Here is a 17,239-nt window from a genome sequence, read left to right on the forward strand (position 1 = left end):
CTGCGTAAGGATGGGCATGATCCGCAAATATTCCACCACGCTGCACGGCCACCGCACGAGCTTCTCGCTCGAACCGGCCTTTCACGACGAGCTGAGGGCCATTGCCGATGCGCGCGGTATTCCCGTCGCCGCCCTCATCCGCGAGATCGACGACGGCCGCGGTGTCGACGGCAACCTCTCCTCGGCGCTGCGCCTGCATGTGCTGGAATGGCTGAAGGAAAAGGCCGGCGCCGCTAATTGAGGCCCGGCAGCGCGTCGAAGTTCAGGCTTTGCCCGCCCTCCAGCGGCGGCAGTTCGCCGCCCCGCTCGACGCCCTCTTCCGGGTTTACCGGCAGGCGCCGCCGCGCCGCTTCGTCTTCCGCCTTGCGCGCCTCGGCCGCTGCCCGCTGTTCGGCCAGGCGACGAGCCTCTTCCTGCGCCTCCAGCAGGAGGCGGGCGTCGTCCGCGGCCTTGCGGCGCGCGCGCTCGGCCTCTTCGGCGGCCTCCCGGGCGGTGCGCTCCTTCTCGGCGCGTTCACGCGCCTCCGCACGCCGCCGCGTCTCTTCCTCGACCTGCAGGCGCATCGCTTCGGCAAGTGCGGCGCGCGCATCCGCCCGCGAGCGGTAGAGCGCCGCCTCGCGCCGCAGGCGCTGCTTTTCCAGCACATTGGCCTGCAAGGTCTCCACCCGCCGGCGCTCCGTCTCGAAGCGGCGCAGCGAAAGGTAGTTGGCGAGCGGCTGCACATCGAGCTCGAAGCCCGGCGCCTCGACGAGGCCGCGATAGGAAAGCGCCACTTCCGGCTCGGCGCCGGCCAGCGCGTCCTCGCCCGCCTTGTAGGTGACGGAGAGGCGCCCCGTCATGGTATCACCGGCGAGATCGATATCCGCGTCGCCCGAAAGCCCCGCCTTACCGTCCTCGGCCGCGACGCTCTGGACACGCAGCTTGCCGCCCGCCAGCGCGAAGGGGATGCGCACCGCGCCCAGCACCGCCTCGCCCTTCAGGATGGCGTTCGACGCAAAACCGGCCACGCGTTCCTGCGTGATGTCGCCCTCGATGCGATCGGCTTCCGCCAGAAGCGACGGCAGCGCGCCGGTATCGAGCCCGCGCAGGACGAGATCGGACACCCGCACCTCGCCCGAGCCGCTGGCGCCCTCGACCATCGTGCGCACGCTCTTGCCCGAGGCATCGACGGCGAGCGTCACATCCGCCTTGCCCGTCGCAGCCGCCCCTTCCGGCCCGGCCCAGACGATCTTCGACAGGTCGACGCCCGCAAGTTCTGTACGCGCTTCGAACAGGCCGTTCTCCTCGGCATTGGCAACCTTGACGCGGCCGGAGAGCTTGCCGCCGAGCCAGTCACCGGCCATGTCGGTCATCGTGAGTTCGCCGCCCTTCCAGACGAGGTTTGCCTTGAACCCTTCGACAGCGCCATAAAGCCCCGGCCAGAACGCGCCGGCTTCGAGCGCCACGGAAATATCGGCCGCATCCTGGAGCGGCTGCACCAGCGGCGCGGCATTCAGCCCGCCTTCGAGGACATCGCTCACCGGCCCGGCAATGGCCTCCGCCAGGAAGGCGAAATCCACCGTATCGAAGCGTAGCGCACCGGCACCCTTCAGCGTGGCGGCCGCGCGATCAAGCGTCAGGTTGCCGGAGAAGGTGTTGCGATCGGCCTCGCCAGTTATGTCGGTGATCGCGATCGCCTGCGCATTGGTTGCAACGGACGCCTGCGCCGTCAGCGGCAGGCCTGCGCCGGCCTGCGGAACGGCGATGCCGTTCATCATCAGATAGGGCTCGATATCGTCGCTCTTGGCCGAAATCGCGAGCGTGCCGGCGAGAAAATCCTCGGCGGAAAGTGCTGCGGTGCCCTTGGCGGAGATCGACGTGCTGCCCGCCTTGAACGCCGCCGAAACGGTCGCCGCGCCGTCTTCCGGCTGGGTCACGCGGAAGGTGACGCTGCCGTCCGGATCGGCGTCGAAGGGCAACGGATCTAGGCCGACCTGGCCGGCAAGCACGACGGATTGCGGGTTGAAGATGCTGCCATCCAGCTCGAAATTGCGCCCCAGCAGCAGATCGGCGGGCGTGGCGGTGGAAAGCTTGAACTCGACCCGCCCCTCGTTGACGGGGCCGGAAACGCTGATCGTCGCCGGGCTGCCCGCCTCGCCGGACACGGCGGCGCGAACGGCGAGATCGGCATTGTCGTAATAGCCGGCATTGGCGACGAAGCGCGACAGCAGCGGATGGGCCGGCAGATGCCGCGCCAGAAGGGCCGCGACCGGCTCCATCGCCGCCGCCTTCAGCCGGATTTCAAGGCCCGCGCTCGGAGCCGCGAGCGAGCCGCCCAGCGTGCCGCTTGCCGAGAGCGTCGCGCCTTCGAGCGAGGCGACGTTGAGGCGGGTGAGCGTCAGGAGGCCGTCCTTCACCGAGAGCGCAGCGCTCACATCCGTCGCACTTTCACCGAAAGCGAGGAACCGGTCCGCCGTCAAGTCGAGGGCTATGGAATGGTCGAGAACGGTCGTCAACGACGCATCGCCGGCGACGAGGCCGACAAGGGCACGCAGCGAATCCAGCTGCACCTCGTTGCCGCGCAGTTCCAGCGACAGCGCGGGTGTCGCGTCCGACCGGGATTCCCGCTCCAGCCGCCCGGTCAGCGAGGCGCCGCCGATGGCGATTTCTAGGTTTTCGAAGCGCTGCAACTCGTCGGTCAGGTTCACCTGCGCGGAAAAGCCGGCGGTCTTCAGCTTGCGAATTTCCGGGTCCACCGAGCCGGCGAGCCACGTGGCAAGCCCCGAGGGCTGGTTGGAGGCGATCAGCAGGTCGCCGACGAAGCCGCGGTTTTCGCGCAGCATCAGCCGCCCCTTGGCCTCCAGCGCGGTGCGGCCGGGCAGGATCGCATCCGCCCGCTCGATCCGCCAGCCATCGCCGTCCGGCTTCACGTCGAGGCGGATTTCGCGCACCGTCGTATCGCCGACCACCACGGCCGGCAGGAACAGGCTGGCACGGCCGGGCACCTGCGGGATGGGGATATCGGCGGCGATCGCCAGCAGCGCCTGAAGCCGCTGGCGGGCGGACATCTGCGGGTCGCGGCCGGTCTTGCCGGTCTCGCCGCTATTGCCGATGCGGTTGACGTCGATCTGCTGGCCGTCAGCAATCAACAGGAATTCCGGCTTGCGGCCGGTGTCGAGCGTCGCCTCGCCGGTCACCACATAGGGATCGGCGGCAGGCCCCGCTTCAAGGCGGTATTCGGGCACGCGGATGCGCTCGTTGGAAAGCTCGAACTTGCCCGTCACCCGGATCGGATCGGCCGGCCCCTCGCCCTTCGGGCGCGGTTTTTCCGAGACGGTGAAATTGCCGTCGTAAAGCGGGCGGAAGTCGGCGACCTTGATCGCGCCTTCGAGATCGGCGTTGAAGGCGAGCCGGTCGGGCACGATGCGGGCGCGCAGCGACAGCGCGCCGTTCTCCACCTGCCCGCTCGAGAGCTGGAAAGCGCCGCTTTCGCCATCGAGCGCCCCGCGCCCGTCAATGCGCCACGGGCCGCCCAGCGATTTCGCCGAAACCTGCGCGTCGAGCCCGGTGACATGGCGTGTGCGACCGGTCTGTTCGTCGACGAATTCGATCTCGCCGCCGGTGATCGCGACGTTTTCCAGGATCACGGTACGGGCCGGGATGTCGGACTTGCGGCCGCGCGCCCAGTCCAGCGTGCCATCTTGATAGAGTTTGATGCGCGCCTTGGGTTCCTCAAGGCGCATGTCGAAGATCAATGCCTCGCCGGACAGGAACGGCGCCAGTTCCGCATCCATCGAGAAGCGCGCGACCTCGACCAGTGGCCGGCCATCCTCCGGCGAGCCGACGCGCACGTCGTTGAGCGTGACGGACGGGAACGGGATCAGCCGCGCATCGACGCTGCCGTGCACGACCACGGTGCGGCCCATGATGCGGCTCGCCTCGCGCTCGAAATCCTGCCGAAAGCTCGTCCAGTCGACGAAGAGCGGCGCGAGCAGCGCTGCAAAGAGCGCCACGACCACCAGGCCGCCAACGAAGAGCATGATCCTAGAAAGCACGCCGCATGCCTCGAATTTCCTTCAACCACATAAGGATAACGTCTAATTGTCCGAGAGGGTCGAAAAAATCTTGCCAGGGTTCAGAATGTTGTCCGGATCGAGCGCCCGCTTGATCTGTTGCATGACGAGAACCGACCCGCCGAGCTCCCCCGGCAGGAAAGCCTGCTTGCCCTGCCCGATCCCATGTTCGCCCGTGCAGGTGCCGTCCATGGCGAGCGCCCGCGCATTGAGCCGGCCGACGAAGGCCTCCACCTGTTCCACATGGGCCGGGTCCTTGTCGTCGAAGACGAGGCTGACATGGAAATTGCCGTCGCCGGCATGGCCGACGATCGGCGCGAGCAGGCCATGCTCTTCGATGTCGGCTTCGGTATCCGCCACGCAATCGGCAAGCCGCGAGATCGGCACGCAGACATCGGTCGCGATGACGGCATAACCCGGCCGCAGCGCCTTCGCCGCCCAGTAGACATTGTGCCGCGCCTTCCAGAGTTTCGCGCGCTCCTCGGCATCCGCGGTCCACTGGAATTCACCACCGCCGAAATCCGCCGCGATCGCGCCAAATTCTTCCGATTGCAGGCGCACGCTTTCCGCATTGCCGTGAAACTCGACGAAAAGCGTCGGCTGTTCAGGCAGCGTCAGGCCCGAATAGGCATTGCAGGCCTTGATCTGCAACGTGTTGACGAGCTCGATGCGGGCGACGGGAATGCCGAGCTGGATGGTCATGATCACGGCGTCGCAGGCATCCTTCAGTGTCGGGAAGCCGCAGATGCCACCGGCGATGACCGCGGGAATGCCCTGGAGACGCAGCGTGATCGAGGTGAGCACGCCGAGCGTGCCCTCGGCGCCGACGAAGAGGCGCGTCAGGTCATAGCCGGCGGAGGATTTTCGTGCGCGCCGGGCGGTGCGGATTTCCTCGCCGGTCGCCGTCACGGCGGTGACGGCCAGCACATTGTCCTTCATCGTGCCGTAGCGCACGGCGTTCGTGCCGGAGGCGCGCGTCGAGGCCATGCCGCCGATCGAGGCGTTCGCGCCGGGATCGATCGGGAAGAACAGACCGGTGTCGCGCAGATAAGTGTTCAACTCCTCGCGGGTGATGCCGGGCTCGACGGTGCAGTCGAGATCCTCGGCATTCACTTCGAGCACGCGCTTCATGTTGTTGAAATCGATGGAAATGCCGCCGTTCGGCGCGTTGACCTGCCCTTCCAGCGAGGAGCCCGTGCCGAAGGGGATGACCGGCACCTTCAGCTCCGCGCAAAGTGCCACGACCGCCTTCACCTCCTCGGCAGTCTCGACGAAGACGACGCCGTCGGGAAGCTGGGCGGGGATATAGGTGGTGGTGTGCGCGTGCTGGCTCCGGATCGCCTCTCCGGTCTGGAACCGCGGGCCGAAACGATCGGCAAGCCGTGCCAGCGCCTCGGCGATGCCCGCCTCGTTGCGCGCGCCGCTCCTGATATCCGTCAATGCCATCGTTTCCCCCTCACTGCCTGTGCGGGTTTACTCAGCAAATTGGCGCCCGGCTGTCCAGCCGCAATATCAGGTCATGGCCGCAGAGGCTCATTCCGCCGCCTGCGGCAGGGCGCCGTTGCCGGCCTTGGCGAGGGCGTCGGCATGCTGCAATTCGGCGGCAAGGCGCTTTTCCTCGTCCGCATGCGGGCTCGTATAGCGGGCGATCACCAGATAGGCGACGGGCGTCAGGTAGAGGGTGACGACCGTCGCAAGGCCGAGGCCGCCGACCAGCACCCAGCCAAGCGAGATGCGCGCTTCCGCGCCCGCACCGCTCGCCAGCACCAGCGGCACCGCGCCGACGACGGTGGCGATCATCGTCATCAGCACCGGGCGCAGGCGGATGTTTGCGGCGTCCTCGATGGCGCTGCGCACATCCTGGCCGCGGTCGCGCAACTGGTTGGCGAATTCGACGATCAGGATGCCGTTCTTGGCCATGATGCCCACGAGCAGCACGAGCCCGATCTGGCTGTAGATGTTGAGCGTCGTGCCCGTCAGGATCATCGCGAAGACGGCGCAGGCAAGGCCCAGCGGCACCGTCACCATGATGATCACGGCGCTGACGAAACTCTCGAACTGCGCGGCGAGCACGAGGAAGATGATGACGATGGCAAAGCCGAAGGTGACGAAGAGGCCGCCCGAATTTTCCTGAAGCGTGGCGGCTTCCGCCATCGGCATCAGACGCGAGCCTTCCGGCAGCAGCGGTTCGGCCATGTCCTGCACCAGCGTCAGGGCATCGCCGAGCGCCAGACCATCCTTCAGCCCCGCCGAAAGCGAGACCGCGCGCAACTGCTGCTCGCGCGACAACTGGGGCGCGACCGCGCGCTCCTCCAGCGAGGCGATGGAGGACATCGGCACGATCTTGCCGTCGCCGGTCTTGAGGAAGATGTTTTCCAGATCCGTCGGATCGTTGATCGGCTGCGTCGTCGAGGAGAGCTTTACGGGATAGGCCTGCCCCTCGACATAGATGTCGACGACGCTCGTGCCCTCCAGCATGGCCTGCAAGGCGGCCGAAAGCCCGGTAATGTCGATGCCGAGATCGGCGGCGCGTTCGCGGTCGACGGTCACCGAAAGCTGCGCCTGGTTCGCTTCGTAATTCAGCCGCACGTTCTGGAAGCGGCCGCTGTCCTCGATCTTGCGCACCAGCTCGGCGGCGGCATTGCCGAGCTTGGTATAGTCGTTGCCGACGAGCGCCACCTGCAGGCCGTTGCCGGCGCCGCGGATGCCGAGACTGTTCGGCTGCATGGCGAAGGCGCGCACAGAGGGCACCGAACCGACCGCCTGGTTGATGTCCTGTACGATCTGCTGCTGCGTGCGATCGCGCTGGTCCCACTGGGCGAGTGTGAGCACCATGAACCCGCTGTTCGTGGAACCGCCCTGCCCCGAAATGGAGAAGATGTTGACGATTTCCCCCTTGTCGTAGAGCGGACGAAGCTTGTTTTCGATCAGCTTCATCTGCTCCTGCGCATATTCCAGCGACACGCCCTGCGGCGCGTTCACGCGCAGCATCACCATCGAGCGGTCTTCGCTTGGCGTCAGCTCCGATTTGATGGTGAAGAAGGAAGTCGCACCGGCGGCGGTGAAGAGAAGCGCAACGACGAAGACGATGAACGGCGCGCCGAGGCAGGCACTTAGCGTCGAGCGGTAAAAGCGCGAGCAGGCGCCGCCTATGCGGGCGAGAAGGCCCGTATGTCCGTGCGACATATCCTTGGTCAGCATGCGTGAGGCAAGCATCGGGCACAGCGTGAGCGCCACGAAGGAGGAAAGCAGGATGGCAAAGGCGAGCACGAAGCCGAATTCGCGGAAGAGACGCCCCGCCTGGCCCGGCAGGAAGGAGAGCGGTATGAAGACGGCGGCGAGCGTGGCGGTCGTCGCGATGACGGCGAAGAACACTTCCAGCGTGCCGAGGATGGCGGCCGCGCGCGGCTTCAGGCCTTCTGCGCGCCGCCGCACGATGTTTTCCAGCACCACGATCGCGTCGTCCACGACGAGGCCCGTCGCCAGAACGATGGCGAGCAGCGTCAGGATGTTGACGGAGAAGCCGGCCATGTAGATGGCGGCGATCGTACCGATCAGCGCGATCGGCATGCTGATCGTGGGGATGAGCGTCGCCCGCCAGTCAAGCAGGAAGAGATAGATGACGAGCGTGACGATCACGACGGCAACGACGAGCGCGATCTCCACCTCGTGGATCGCGCCATCGATGAAGACGGCGTCGTCGCTGGTGATCTTGATCTCGGTGCCCTTGGGCAGAATGGTCTCGAACTGCGCCACCATCTGCTTCACGCCGGCGGAAATATCGAGCGTGTTCGACTGCGCCTGACGGATGATGCCAAGCCCGATGCCCTGGCGCCCATTGGAACGCAACGCCGTCGAGCCCTCGTCCGGCCCCATCGTCACCATGGAGACGTCGCCGAGGCGCACGCGGTTCTTGATGATGAGGTTCTCGAAATCGGCCGGGGTCGCAAGGTCGGCCGTTGCGCGCACCGTGATGTCCTGGCTCTGGCTCTTCAACGAGCCGGCCGGCACGTCGAAGGCGGCGGTCGCCAGCGCATTGCGGAGATCCGCGACCGTCAGGCCGCGCGCCGCAAGCTTCGACTGATCGACGTCGACGCGAAAAATCTTCTCCTGGTCGCCATAAACGGCGACGTCGGCAACGCCTTCCACCGAGGCGAGCCGGTCGGTGATCTCGTTTTCGGCCAGCAGCGTCAGGTCTTCGAGCGATTGCGTATCGGAGGTCAGCGCGAGCCGCATGATCGGCTGGCTATCGGCATCGGCTTTCACGACGCGCGGCTCGTCCGCGCCATCGGGAAGCTGGTTTGCCACGCGGCCAAGCGCGTCGCGCACGTCGTTTGCCGCCTGGTTGACGTCCGTCGTGTCGGAGAATTGCAGGGTGACGCGGCTGCGCTCGAAGGACGACTGCGAGGAAATGTCCTTGATGCCCTGGACGCGCGAGACCGCCCCTTCGATCACATCCGTCAGTTCGCGGTCGACCGTTTCCGGCGAAGCGCCGTCGAATTCCGTCGAGACGCTGATGACCGGCTGGTCGACGGAGGGGAGTTCGCGGATTTCCACGCCGTTGAAGGCGGCGAGGCCGGCAACGACGATCAGCGTGTTGAGCACGAGGGCGAAGATCGGCCGGCGAATGAAAAGCGCGGTAAAACCCGCCTTGCCGGATTCGTTGACGCCGTTCCCCTCGCCCGACATTACGTGCCCTCCGTCACGGAGGACGTGACCTGGCCGTCCTGCTCGGCGGTGCGCACTGCACCACCCGGCCGCAGCGTCTGCACGCCTTCGGTGACGATCTGGTCGCCCTCGCCGATCTCGGCCTTGATGAGCACCTTGTCCGGGTTGCGCTGGATGATGTGGATCGGCACGCGCTCGACCTTCTCGCCCTTGACGCGCCAGACATAGGAGCCTTCGGCGCTCCACTGCACGGAGAGCGGATCGACGCTTGGATAGAGATCACCGGCAAACTGCATGGTCACCTGGAAGGACATGCCGGCGCGCAGCAGGTCCTCGGGATTTTCGATGCGCGCACGCACGCGCAAAGTCCTGCTCTCCTGGTCGATGCGGTTGTCGATCGCCTGTACCTTGCCGTTGAAGGTTTCGCCCGGCCGCGCCACCGCGGTCGCCGAGACGTCGCCGCCGACGCGTATGCTCGTCGCGAACCGCTCCGGCACCCAGTAGTCGACGAGGATTTCCGAGCGGTCGTCGATGCGGGCGATCGCCGTGGTGGTGGTGACGTAATCGCCGGCATTGACGGAGATGATGCCGACCACGCCGCCATAGGGCGCGGTGATGTCGCGGCGGCGCAGCGTCAGCTCGGCATTCTGCAACACCAGTTCCGCCGCCTTCAGCGCGGTCTCGGCATCCTGCAATTCGGCGACGCTCATGGAGGACTTGATGCTCTGGACGCGCTTCAGCTTCTGCTGCGCGCTTTCACGCGCCACGCGTGCCTGGTCGGCGGCGATGCGCTGCTCGTCGCTGTCGAGGCGGGCGATCACCTGGCCCTGCTCCACCCGGTCGCCGGATTCGACGAGCACTTCGGTCAGGTTGCCGGTGGCATAGGGCGTCACCGTGACGGTGCGGATCGCCTCGCCGTCGCCGATGGCATTCAGCCGGTCGTTGACGACGGACATGGCGACAGGCTTGGTGGCGACGAGCACCGGCCCACCGCCGAAACCGCCGCGGCGGCCGCCTTCGCGGCCTCCCTCGGCCTGGCCTTCACCGGCCGGCGCAATCGCGGCAACGAGCGTGCCGGGCAGGCCTGCGGCCTCCAGCATGTCGTTCGCCCCGGGCACGAAGCGACCCCAGAGCAAGACCCCGGCCGAAATGACGCCGAGGCTTATGAGGAGCTGTTTCCAAACCCGCATGCAATCTGTCTCCGATGGAAGCGAACCGTCACCTGTTGCAGTGCGACATAGACCAAGTATCCCGCTTTGCAAATGAACGGGCAATGAAAGAATACGATCATTACCGAAATGTAAGATTGGCGGTCTGTTCTGTTACCGAAATGTAAGAAAAGGTGGAGAAATCTTCCCTCGCCACCCCCTATCCGAGCATGCGCGTGACTGGACCGATCCGGTGCGTGTGATAGCTTTCTTGCGCCAGTATGGCCGAGCCTTATTTCAGTATTGTTTCATCAACGCATTCACCGACAGGGGGAAGAACCATGTGCGACGCCTGCGTCATCGATACCGTCAAGAACCGCATGCTTTCGAGAAGAAACTTTTTCCGTGCCGCCGCTGCAGGCGCCGCAACGGTTGCGGCTGCCAGCTCCGGTGCGCTGAGCCCGGCGCTCGCGCAAGCGCCGAGCAAGGCGACGGACCTCACCCACGAACTCTACGAGGAGTTTCCGACTTTCTTCGGGCAGCAGCAGTTCTGGCGCGAGCAGAAGTTCAACTACAAGGAACACAAGTTCAATCTCTTCGAACTGCGGGTGAACGAGCACACCGGCACCCATGTCGATGCGCCGCTGCACTTTTCCGAGGACGGCAAATCGGTCGCCGAAATCCCGGTCTCCGACCTCGTCGTGCCGCTCGCCGTCATCGACATCCGCGAGAAGGCGGCGGCGAACGCGGATGCGCAGCTGACACCGGACGACATCAAGGCCTGGATTGCCGCCAATGGCGACCTGCCGGAAAAGGCCTGCGTGGCGCTGCTCTCCGGTTGGGACAAGCATCTGGGCACCGACAAGTTCCGCAATGCGGATGCCGAGGGCAAGATGCACTTCCCCGGCTTCCACGTCGAAGCCGTGCAGTATCTGGCGGAAAACTCCAGCGCCGTGGGCATCGCGGTCGATACGCTGTCGCTCGACTACGGCATCTCGCCGGATTTCGCGACGCACTATTCCTGGCTTGCCTCAGGCCATTGGGGGCTTGAAGCGGCCGCCAATCTGCACCAGCTTCCGGCCAAGGGCGCGACCCTCATCGTGGGCGCGCCAAAGGTGCGCGGCGGTACGGGCGGCCCTGCCCGCGTGTTCGCGCTGGCCTGAACCCATCGGCCGGCGGCTTTCCCGCCGGCCTTTTCTTCCGGAGGAACCATGAGCACCGTCAAGCCAGCCCAAGACATCGAAGCCGATCCGCGCGTCAGGGCGGTGTTCGACGACATCCGCGCCACCCGCAAATCCGACTTCGTCAACAATATGTGGCGCTACCTCGCCTTCGACCCGGCGCTCCTGGAGCACACCTGGGCGGAGGTGAAGGCGGTGATGGCGACACCCTCGACGCTCGATCCGCTGGTCAAGGAAATGCTCTATATCGCCGTCTCGGTGACGAACGGGTGCAGCTACTGCGTCCACTCCCACACGGCCGCCGCCAAGGCCAAGGGCATGACGGATGCGCAATATGCCGAGCTGCTCGCCATCGTCTCGCTTGCCGGCAAGACGAACCAGCTTGCGACCGCCCTCCAGCTGCCCGTGGACGCCGTCTTCGATGCGGACCGCGCCACGCCCTGAAGGGCGCGGCTTTCCACAATCTTCTGGCCATTGTTTTTCCCCGCGGAATAAAAGCAGAACGGAAAACTGGTCTTTCGAGACCGAATCACTACATTGAGCCGCATGATCAGCGGTTACGACGACATTCCCTTCTTCGACGAGGACCCGCAGCTTTCCGGAAAGCCCCCGGCGCCAAAGGAAAAGCCGGCGGGCGGTATCGCCGCGCGCGCCATGGCCGCCCGCGATGCCCACCGCACGCCCGACTACCTCTCCGGCCTCAATCCGGAGCAGCGCGAGGCGGTGGAGACGCTAGACGGCCCCCTGCTGGTGCTCGCGGGCGCCGGCACCGGCAAGACGCGCGTGCTGACCACCCGCATCGCCCATATCCTGGCGACCGGCCGCGCCTATCCCAGCCAGATGCTGGCCGTGACCTTCACAAACAAGGCCGCGCGCGAGATGAAGGAGCGCATCGGCCTCCTCGTCGGCGGCGCTGTCGAAGGCATGCCCTGGCTCGGCACCTTCCACTCGATCGGCGTGAAGCTGCTGCGCCGCCATGCCGAACTCGTCGGCCTGCGCTCGGATTTCTCCATCCTCGACACCGACGACGTCGTGCGCCTGATCAAGCAGATCATCCAGGCCGAGGGCATCGACGACAAGCGCTGGCCGGCAAAGCAGTTCGCCGGCATGATCGACGGCTGGAAGAACAAGGGCCTTGATCCGGCGCAGATCCCCGAGGGTGACGCGCGCGCCTTTGCCAACGGCAAGGGCCGCGAACTCTATATCGCCTACCAGAACCGCCTGAAGACGCTGAACGCCTGCGATTTCGGCGACCTGCTGCTGCACCCGATCCGCCTGTTCCGCGCCAATCCGGATGTGCTGGCCGAATACCACCAGAAATTCCGCTATATCCTCGTCGATGAGTATCAGGACACCAACACCGCCCAGTATATGTGGCTGCGCCTGCTCGCCCAGCGCCAAAAGGGCACGCCGCAGAATGTCTGCTGCGTCGGCGACGACGACCAGTCGATCTACGGCTGGCGCGGCGCGGAGGTGGACAACATCCTGCGCTTCGAGAAGGATTTCCCGGGCGCCCGCGTCGTCAAGCTGGAGCGCAACTACCGCTCGACCGCCCATATCCTCGGCGCTGCCGGCCACCTCATCGCGCATAACGAGGACCGGCTGGGCAAGACGCTCTTCACCGACCGCAAGGATCCTGACGACGACAAGGTCGTCGTGCATGCGGCCTGGGATTCCGAGGAAGAAGCCCGCGCCGTCGGCGAGGAGATCGAGCAGCTCCAGCGCCAGAAGCACAAGCTCAACGACATGGCGATCCTCGTGCGCGCCTCCTTCCAGATGCGCGAGTTCGAAGACCGTTTCGTCACGCTCGGCATCAACTACCGTGTCATCGGCGGCCCGCGCTTCTACGAGCGGCTCGAAATCCGCGATGCCATGGCCTATTTCCGCCTGGTCAGCCAACCGGCCGACGACCTCGCCTTCGAGCGCATCGTCAACACGCCGAAGCGCGGTCTCGGCGACACGACGATCCGCAACCTGCACGACTATGCGCGCGCCCGCGACATCCCCATGCTCGCCGCCGCATCCGACATCATCGAGACCGACGAGCTGAAGCCGAAGGCCCGCAAGGCGCTGTTCGACGTCGTCACGGATTTCCGCCGCTGGCAGTCGCTCCTGGAGACCATGCCGCACACCGACCTTGCCGAGCAGATCCTCGACGAGAGCGGCTATACGGCCATGTGGCAGGCCGACAAATCGGCGGAAGGCCCGGGGCGCCTCGACAACCTCAAGGAACTGATCCGCTCGATGGAGGCCTTCGAATCCATGCGCGGCTTCCTCGACCACGTCTCGCTGGTCATGGATGCCGAGCAGAATGCCGAGCTCGACGCCGTCTCGATCATGACGCTGCACTCGGCAAAAGGCCTCGAATTCGAGACGGTCTTCCTGCCCGGCTGGGAGGAAGGCCTGTTCCCGCACCAGCGCGCACTCGACGAGGGCGGCCGCTCGGGGCTGGAGGAGGAGCGCCGCCTCGCCTATGTCGGCATCACGCGTGCAAAACGCCGCTGCCATATCTGGTTCGTCTCCAACCGCCGCATCCACGGCCTCTGGCAATCGACGCTGCCCTCCCGCTTCCTCGACGAATTGCCGGAAGCGCATGTGGAAGTGGCCGAGGTGGAACAGTCCTATGGCGGTTACGGCCGCGGCGGTTATGGCCAGTCGCGCTTCGACAAGCAGGAGCCGTTCCAGAACGCCTATTCGACGCCCGGCTGGCGCCGCGCCCAGGCGAACCGCACGGAAGCCACGCGCGACAACTGGGGCTCGCGCTCCGGCCACGCCGTCGAGCGCGTCGGTTATGGCGAGAGCGGCCCGCGCTCGCGCATGATCGAAGGGGAGCTGGTGGCGAAATCGACCACGAGCGAACCGTCGAAATTCGCCGTCGGCGACCGGGTCTTCCACCTGAAATTCGGCAACGGCAATGTCGCGGCGATCGAGGGCAACAAGCTGACGATCGACTTCGACCGCGCCGGACAGAAACGCGTGCTGGACGGTTTCGTCGAAAGGAAATGACGGGGCCATAAGAGCGGCCCTGCCTTCAATCGGTCAGGAGGCCTTGCGCACCGCGCCGAGCCGGGCGGCGCGCTCTTCCGGCGTCCAGATTTCGCTTCCGTCACGGCGAAGCGTGCGACGGTTGAGTTGGAACCGGTTGACAAGGTCGCTGAGCGTTATCGCACCGTCGGCTAGGGATTGGCTCGTGGAGGTCGTACGCTCTACCATGGCGGCGTTTTCCTGCGTGATGCGGTCGACGTCCGAAACAGCGGCACTGATCTCTTCGAGACCGCTCGCCTGTTCGGCGGCAGAGGTCGCTATCGCGTCGACATTGTGGTCGATCTCTTCGACGAAGTTTTCGATCTCGCGAAGGGCTCGGCCGGTCTCGCCGACGAGACGCACACCATCCTTAACTTCAGCGCTGGAATTGGTGATCAGCGTCTTGATCTCGCGCGCCGCCTTTGCGGAGCGCTGCGCCAGTTCGCGAACCTCCTGCGCAACGACCGCAAAGCCCCTGCCCGCTTCGCCCGCCCGCGCAGCCTCCACGCCGGCATTCAGCGCAAGCAGATTGGTCTGGAATGCGATCTCGTCGATGACGCCGATGATCTGGCTGATCTCGCTTGAAGCGGCCTCGATGCGCTGCATGGCGGTCACGGTATTGTTCACGACGTCGGCAGAGCTGTTTGCCGAGGCGCGGGCGTCCTGGACGAGCTTGCGCGTCTCCCGCGTCCGGTCGGTCGAGGAGCGCACGGCGACGGTTGCCTGCGTCAGTGCTGCTGCGGTTTCTTCGAGTGCGACGGCCTGTTGGCGCGTACGTTCCGAGAGATCCTCGGCCGCCTTGCGCATCTCCTGGCCACTACGGTTCTGGATATAGGTCTGGTCGAGCACCTGCGAGAGGGTTTCCTGGAAGGCGCCGATCGAATTGTTGAAATCCCGCCGCAGCGGCTCGAATTCGCGGATGAATTCACGGTCGATCGTCATGCGGATGTTGCATTCGGCAAGGCGCCCGAGCCCCGCACCGATCTCCTCGATCGCCCGCACGCGCTCCGTCACATCGGTCGCGAACTTCACCACCTTGAACACCTTGCCATCGGCATCGAGGATCGGGTTGTAGGAGGCCTGGATATGGATACGGCTGCCACCCTTGGTGACGCGGGTGAACTGGTCGGACACGAAATGCCCTTCGGCAAGCCGCGCCCAGAAATCCTTGTAGGCCGCACTCGCCACATAGTCCGGCGCGCAGAACAGGGAATGATGCCGGCCGACGATCTCCGAAAGCTGGTAGCCGAGGGTGGCGAGGAAATTCTCGTTGGCGCCGAGGATGTCGCCCTTCGGCGTGAATTCGATGATCGCCTGCGCCCGGCTCAGCGCCGCGAGCTTGCCCTCATCCTCCATCGCCTTGCGCTTCATGGCCGTGATGTCGGTCGCAAACTTCACCACCTTCACCGGCTTCTTGCCGCGGAAGACGGGATTGTAGGAGGCCTCGATCCAGATCTCGCGGCCACCCTTGGCGATGCGCTTGTACTGGCGCCGGTCGAAATGCCCTTCGGCAAGCCGCGCCCAGAAGGCCGCATATTCCGCCGATGCGGCCTCCGCCGGGTCGACGAACATGCGGTGGTGCTGGCCGACGACCTCCGAAAGCTCATAGCCGACGGCCTGCAGGAAATTCTCGTTGGCGTGCAGGATCCTGCCGGAAAGGTCGAATTCGATGATCGCCTGGGAGCGGTTCATCGCGGCAAGCACGGAGCGGGAATTCAATCCGAAATCGAAGGCAGTCACGTCTGGGTCCCCACGTCGATGTGGCTTAGGCAAAGCTAGCCATCAAAAGAAGTTGGTTAAATTTGACCCGAAATTCTTAGCATTTGCTAAACCAAATGGTTATTGCTCACAACATTTGGAGAAAATCTCCGCGCCCGACCGGAAAATGCAGAAAACCGGCACCAAGGGCGCCGGTTTCAGGGTTCACGCGAAAAATGTCAGGCGCCGGCCTTGCGGTAGAGCGCGGCAAGCTGGGTGCGCGACGACGGCAGTTCCGGCACCACGATCATCATGGTGATGTGCCCACGCTTGAAGGCGTTGAGGAACGGCTCGTAGTTCTGGAAGGCGACGCAGCCATGCGAGCCCTTCTGGTTGCGCAGAAGGTTGGTGTGCGTCAGGAGGCCCGTGCGGTTCTTCGGGTCACGCCCGTCGATGGAGGTCATACGGATTGCCTCGACGCCGTGGAAACGCCGCTCGCGCATCTTCAGGCGATAGATGCCGGCCGGCGTCGGCCCGTTCATCTTGACGTGCTCGTAGCGCGGATTGTCGCGCATCTTGCCGATGCCGGAATGGGCGCGCAGCTTCGTGCCGTCGGGCATGTAGACCGTCGCGTTGGAGACGTCGTAGATCGCGACGCGCGTTCCCTTGCCGAGCCAACCCGTGCCATTGCTGCTGCCGCTGCCGCCCTTGAACAGGTTGCCGAACAGCGACCGGTCGGGCTTGGCGTAGGCGACCTCTTCCTTGTCCTTGTCTTTCGCCTTTTCGCGCTTGTTGCGCGCGACCGGCTTTTCTCCTTCCATCACCACCGGCTTTTCGATGACGACGGTCTCGAGCGCGGGCTTGGCTTCCGGCAGCGGGATCTGGCTGAGGAGGTTTTCCTCTTCCGTCTGCGGCTTCTGCATGACGAGGCCGAAGGGCTGGATGTCCTTGCGGGCGGAGGTATCCTCGACGAGCGCGGTCACCATGGCCGGCTGGCCGGTGATCGCCTTCTCCTGTTCGACGGAGCGCTCGGCGCGGGCATAGGCCGCCTCGATCAACGCCGCCTTGGCCTTCTCGCGCTTCACGGCGGAGGCGAGCTGGACCGAAATCTTGCGCTGGTGCGCGACCTGGATCGCCTCGGCGGTCAGCTGCTTCTGGCGAAGCTCGCTTTCCGAGGGCTGCGAGAGCCGCGAGAATTTCGCGATCTTCACCACCCTATCGGCGGCCTTTTCCCTGGCGGGTGTCTTGATATGGAGCGTGCCGGCAATGGCCTTCTTGCCGTCCGAAAGCGACGTTGCCGCCTCCTGCATGGCACCGAGCGTCGAGACGACGGCCCAGGCGGACCCGGCGATGACGCCGCAGGCAAGCAATGTGCTGAGAAGGATGCCCGCGGAACGGCCCCGACGGGATTTCGACGCGGAACGCGCGGAACAGTACACAGACGCCATGATACTCGTTACCCGATACT

Annotated in this window: 10 protein-coding genes; 4 read left to right on the forward strand and 6 right to left on the reverse strand. The window is 65.3% G+C overall.

Annotation, left to right across the window (positions count from 1 at the left end; all coding sequences use genetic code 11):
- The first annotated feature begins 16 nt into the window (after positions 1 to 16).
- A complete protein-coding gene (locus GB927_RS11630; RefSeq protein WP_256117053.1) occupies positions 17 to 241 on the forward strand; it encodes a ribbon-helix-helix domain-containing protein in 225 nt (74 codons plus the stop codon).
- On the opposite strand, the gene GB927_RS11635 is transcribed toward GB927_RS11630, so the two are convergent.
- The 4 genes from GB927_RS11635 to GB927_RS11650 form a co-directional block, all read right to left on the reverse strand.
- The gene (locus GB927_RS11635) at positions 234 to 4,019 is read right to left on the reverse strand and encodes an AsmA family protein (RefSeq protein ID WP_305111454.1); all 3,786 of its coding nucleotides are present in this window, start codon (positions 4,017 to 4,019) and stop codon (positions 234 to 236) included. The genes GB927_RS11630 and GB927_RS11635 overlap by 8 nt on opposite strands.
- Before the next feature lie 57 nt (positions 4,020 to 4,076).
- Positions 4,077 to 5,498: an FAD-binding oxidoreductase gene (locus GB927_RS11640; RefSeq protein ID WP_256117057.1), complete on the reverse strand. Its 1,422-nt coding sequence runs from the start codon at positions 5,496 to 5,498 to the stop codon at positions 4,077 to 4,079.
- An 87-nt stretch (positions 5,499 to 5,585) separates the two neighbouring features.
- Positions 5,586 to 8,741 (reverse strand): efflux RND transporter permease subunit, encoded by a 3,156-nt coding sequence (locus tag GB927_RS11645; protein WP_256117058.1) that lies wholly within the window; start codon positions 8,739 to 8,741, stop codon positions 5,586 to 5,588.
- Positions 8,741 to 9,910 (reverse strand): efflux RND transporter periplasmic adaptor subunit, encoded by a 1,170-nt coding sequence (locus tag GB927_RS11650; RefSeq protein WP_256117059.1) that lies wholly within the window; start codon positions 9,908 to 9,910, stop codon positions 8,741 to 8,743. Before GB927_RS11650 ends, GB927_RS11645 begins: the two co-directional genes overlap by 1 nt.
- A gap of 299 nt (positions 9,911 to 10,209) precedes the next feature.
- Here GB927_RS11650 and GB927_RS11655 point away from each other — a divergent pair, with 299 nt between their 5' ends.
- The 3 genes from GB927_RS11655 to GB927_RS11665 all read left to right on the forward strand — a co-directional run bounded on the left by GB927_RS11655 (position 10,210) and on the right by GB927_RS11665 (position 14,055).
- On the forward strand, positions 10,210 to 11,031 hold the full coding sequence (locus tag GB927_RS11655) for a cyclase family protein (RefSeq protein WP_256117060.1): 822 nt from the start codon (positions 10,210 to 10,212) through the stop codon (positions 11,029 to 11,031).
- 48 nt (positions 11,032 to 11,079) lie between these two features.
- Positions 11,080 to 11,493, forward strand: a complete 414-nt coding sequence (locus GB927_RS11660; RefSeq protein ID WP_256117061.1) for a carboxymuconolactone decarboxylase family protein — start codon at positions 11,080 to 11,082, stop codon at positions 11,491 to 11,493.
- 102 nt (positions 11,494 to 11,595) lie between these two features.
- Positions 11,596 to 14,055 (forward strand): ATP-dependent helicase, encoded by a 2,460-nt coding sequence (locus GB927_RS11665; RefSeq protein ID WP_256117062.1) that lies wholly within the window; start codon positions 11,596 to 11,598, stop codon positions 14,053 to 14,055.
- 33 nt (positions 14,056 to 14,088) lie between these two features.
- On the opposite strand, the gene GB927_RS11670 is transcribed toward GB927_RS11665, so the two are convergent.
- On the reverse strand, positions 14,089 to 15,765 hold the full coding sequence (locus GB927_RS11670; RefSeq protein ID WP_256117770.1) for a methyl-accepting chemotaxis protein: 1,677 nt from the start codon (positions 15,763 to 15,765) through the stop codon (positions 14,089 to 14,091).
- 245 nt (positions 15,766 to 16,010) lie between these two features.
- Positions 16,011 to 17,219 (reverse strand): DUF2778 domain-containing protein, encoded by a 1,209-nt coding sequence (locus tag GB927_RS11675; protein WP_256117065.1) that lies wholly within the window; start codon positions 17,217 to 17,219, stop codon positions 16,011 to 16,013.
- Positions 17,220 to 17,239: the final 20 nt, after the last annotated feature.

This window comes from Shinella lacus, from assembly GCF_010994755.1.
Classification (GTDB): Bacteria; Pseudomonadota; Alphaproteobacteria; order Rhizobiales; family Rhizobiaceae; genus Shinella; species Shinella lacus.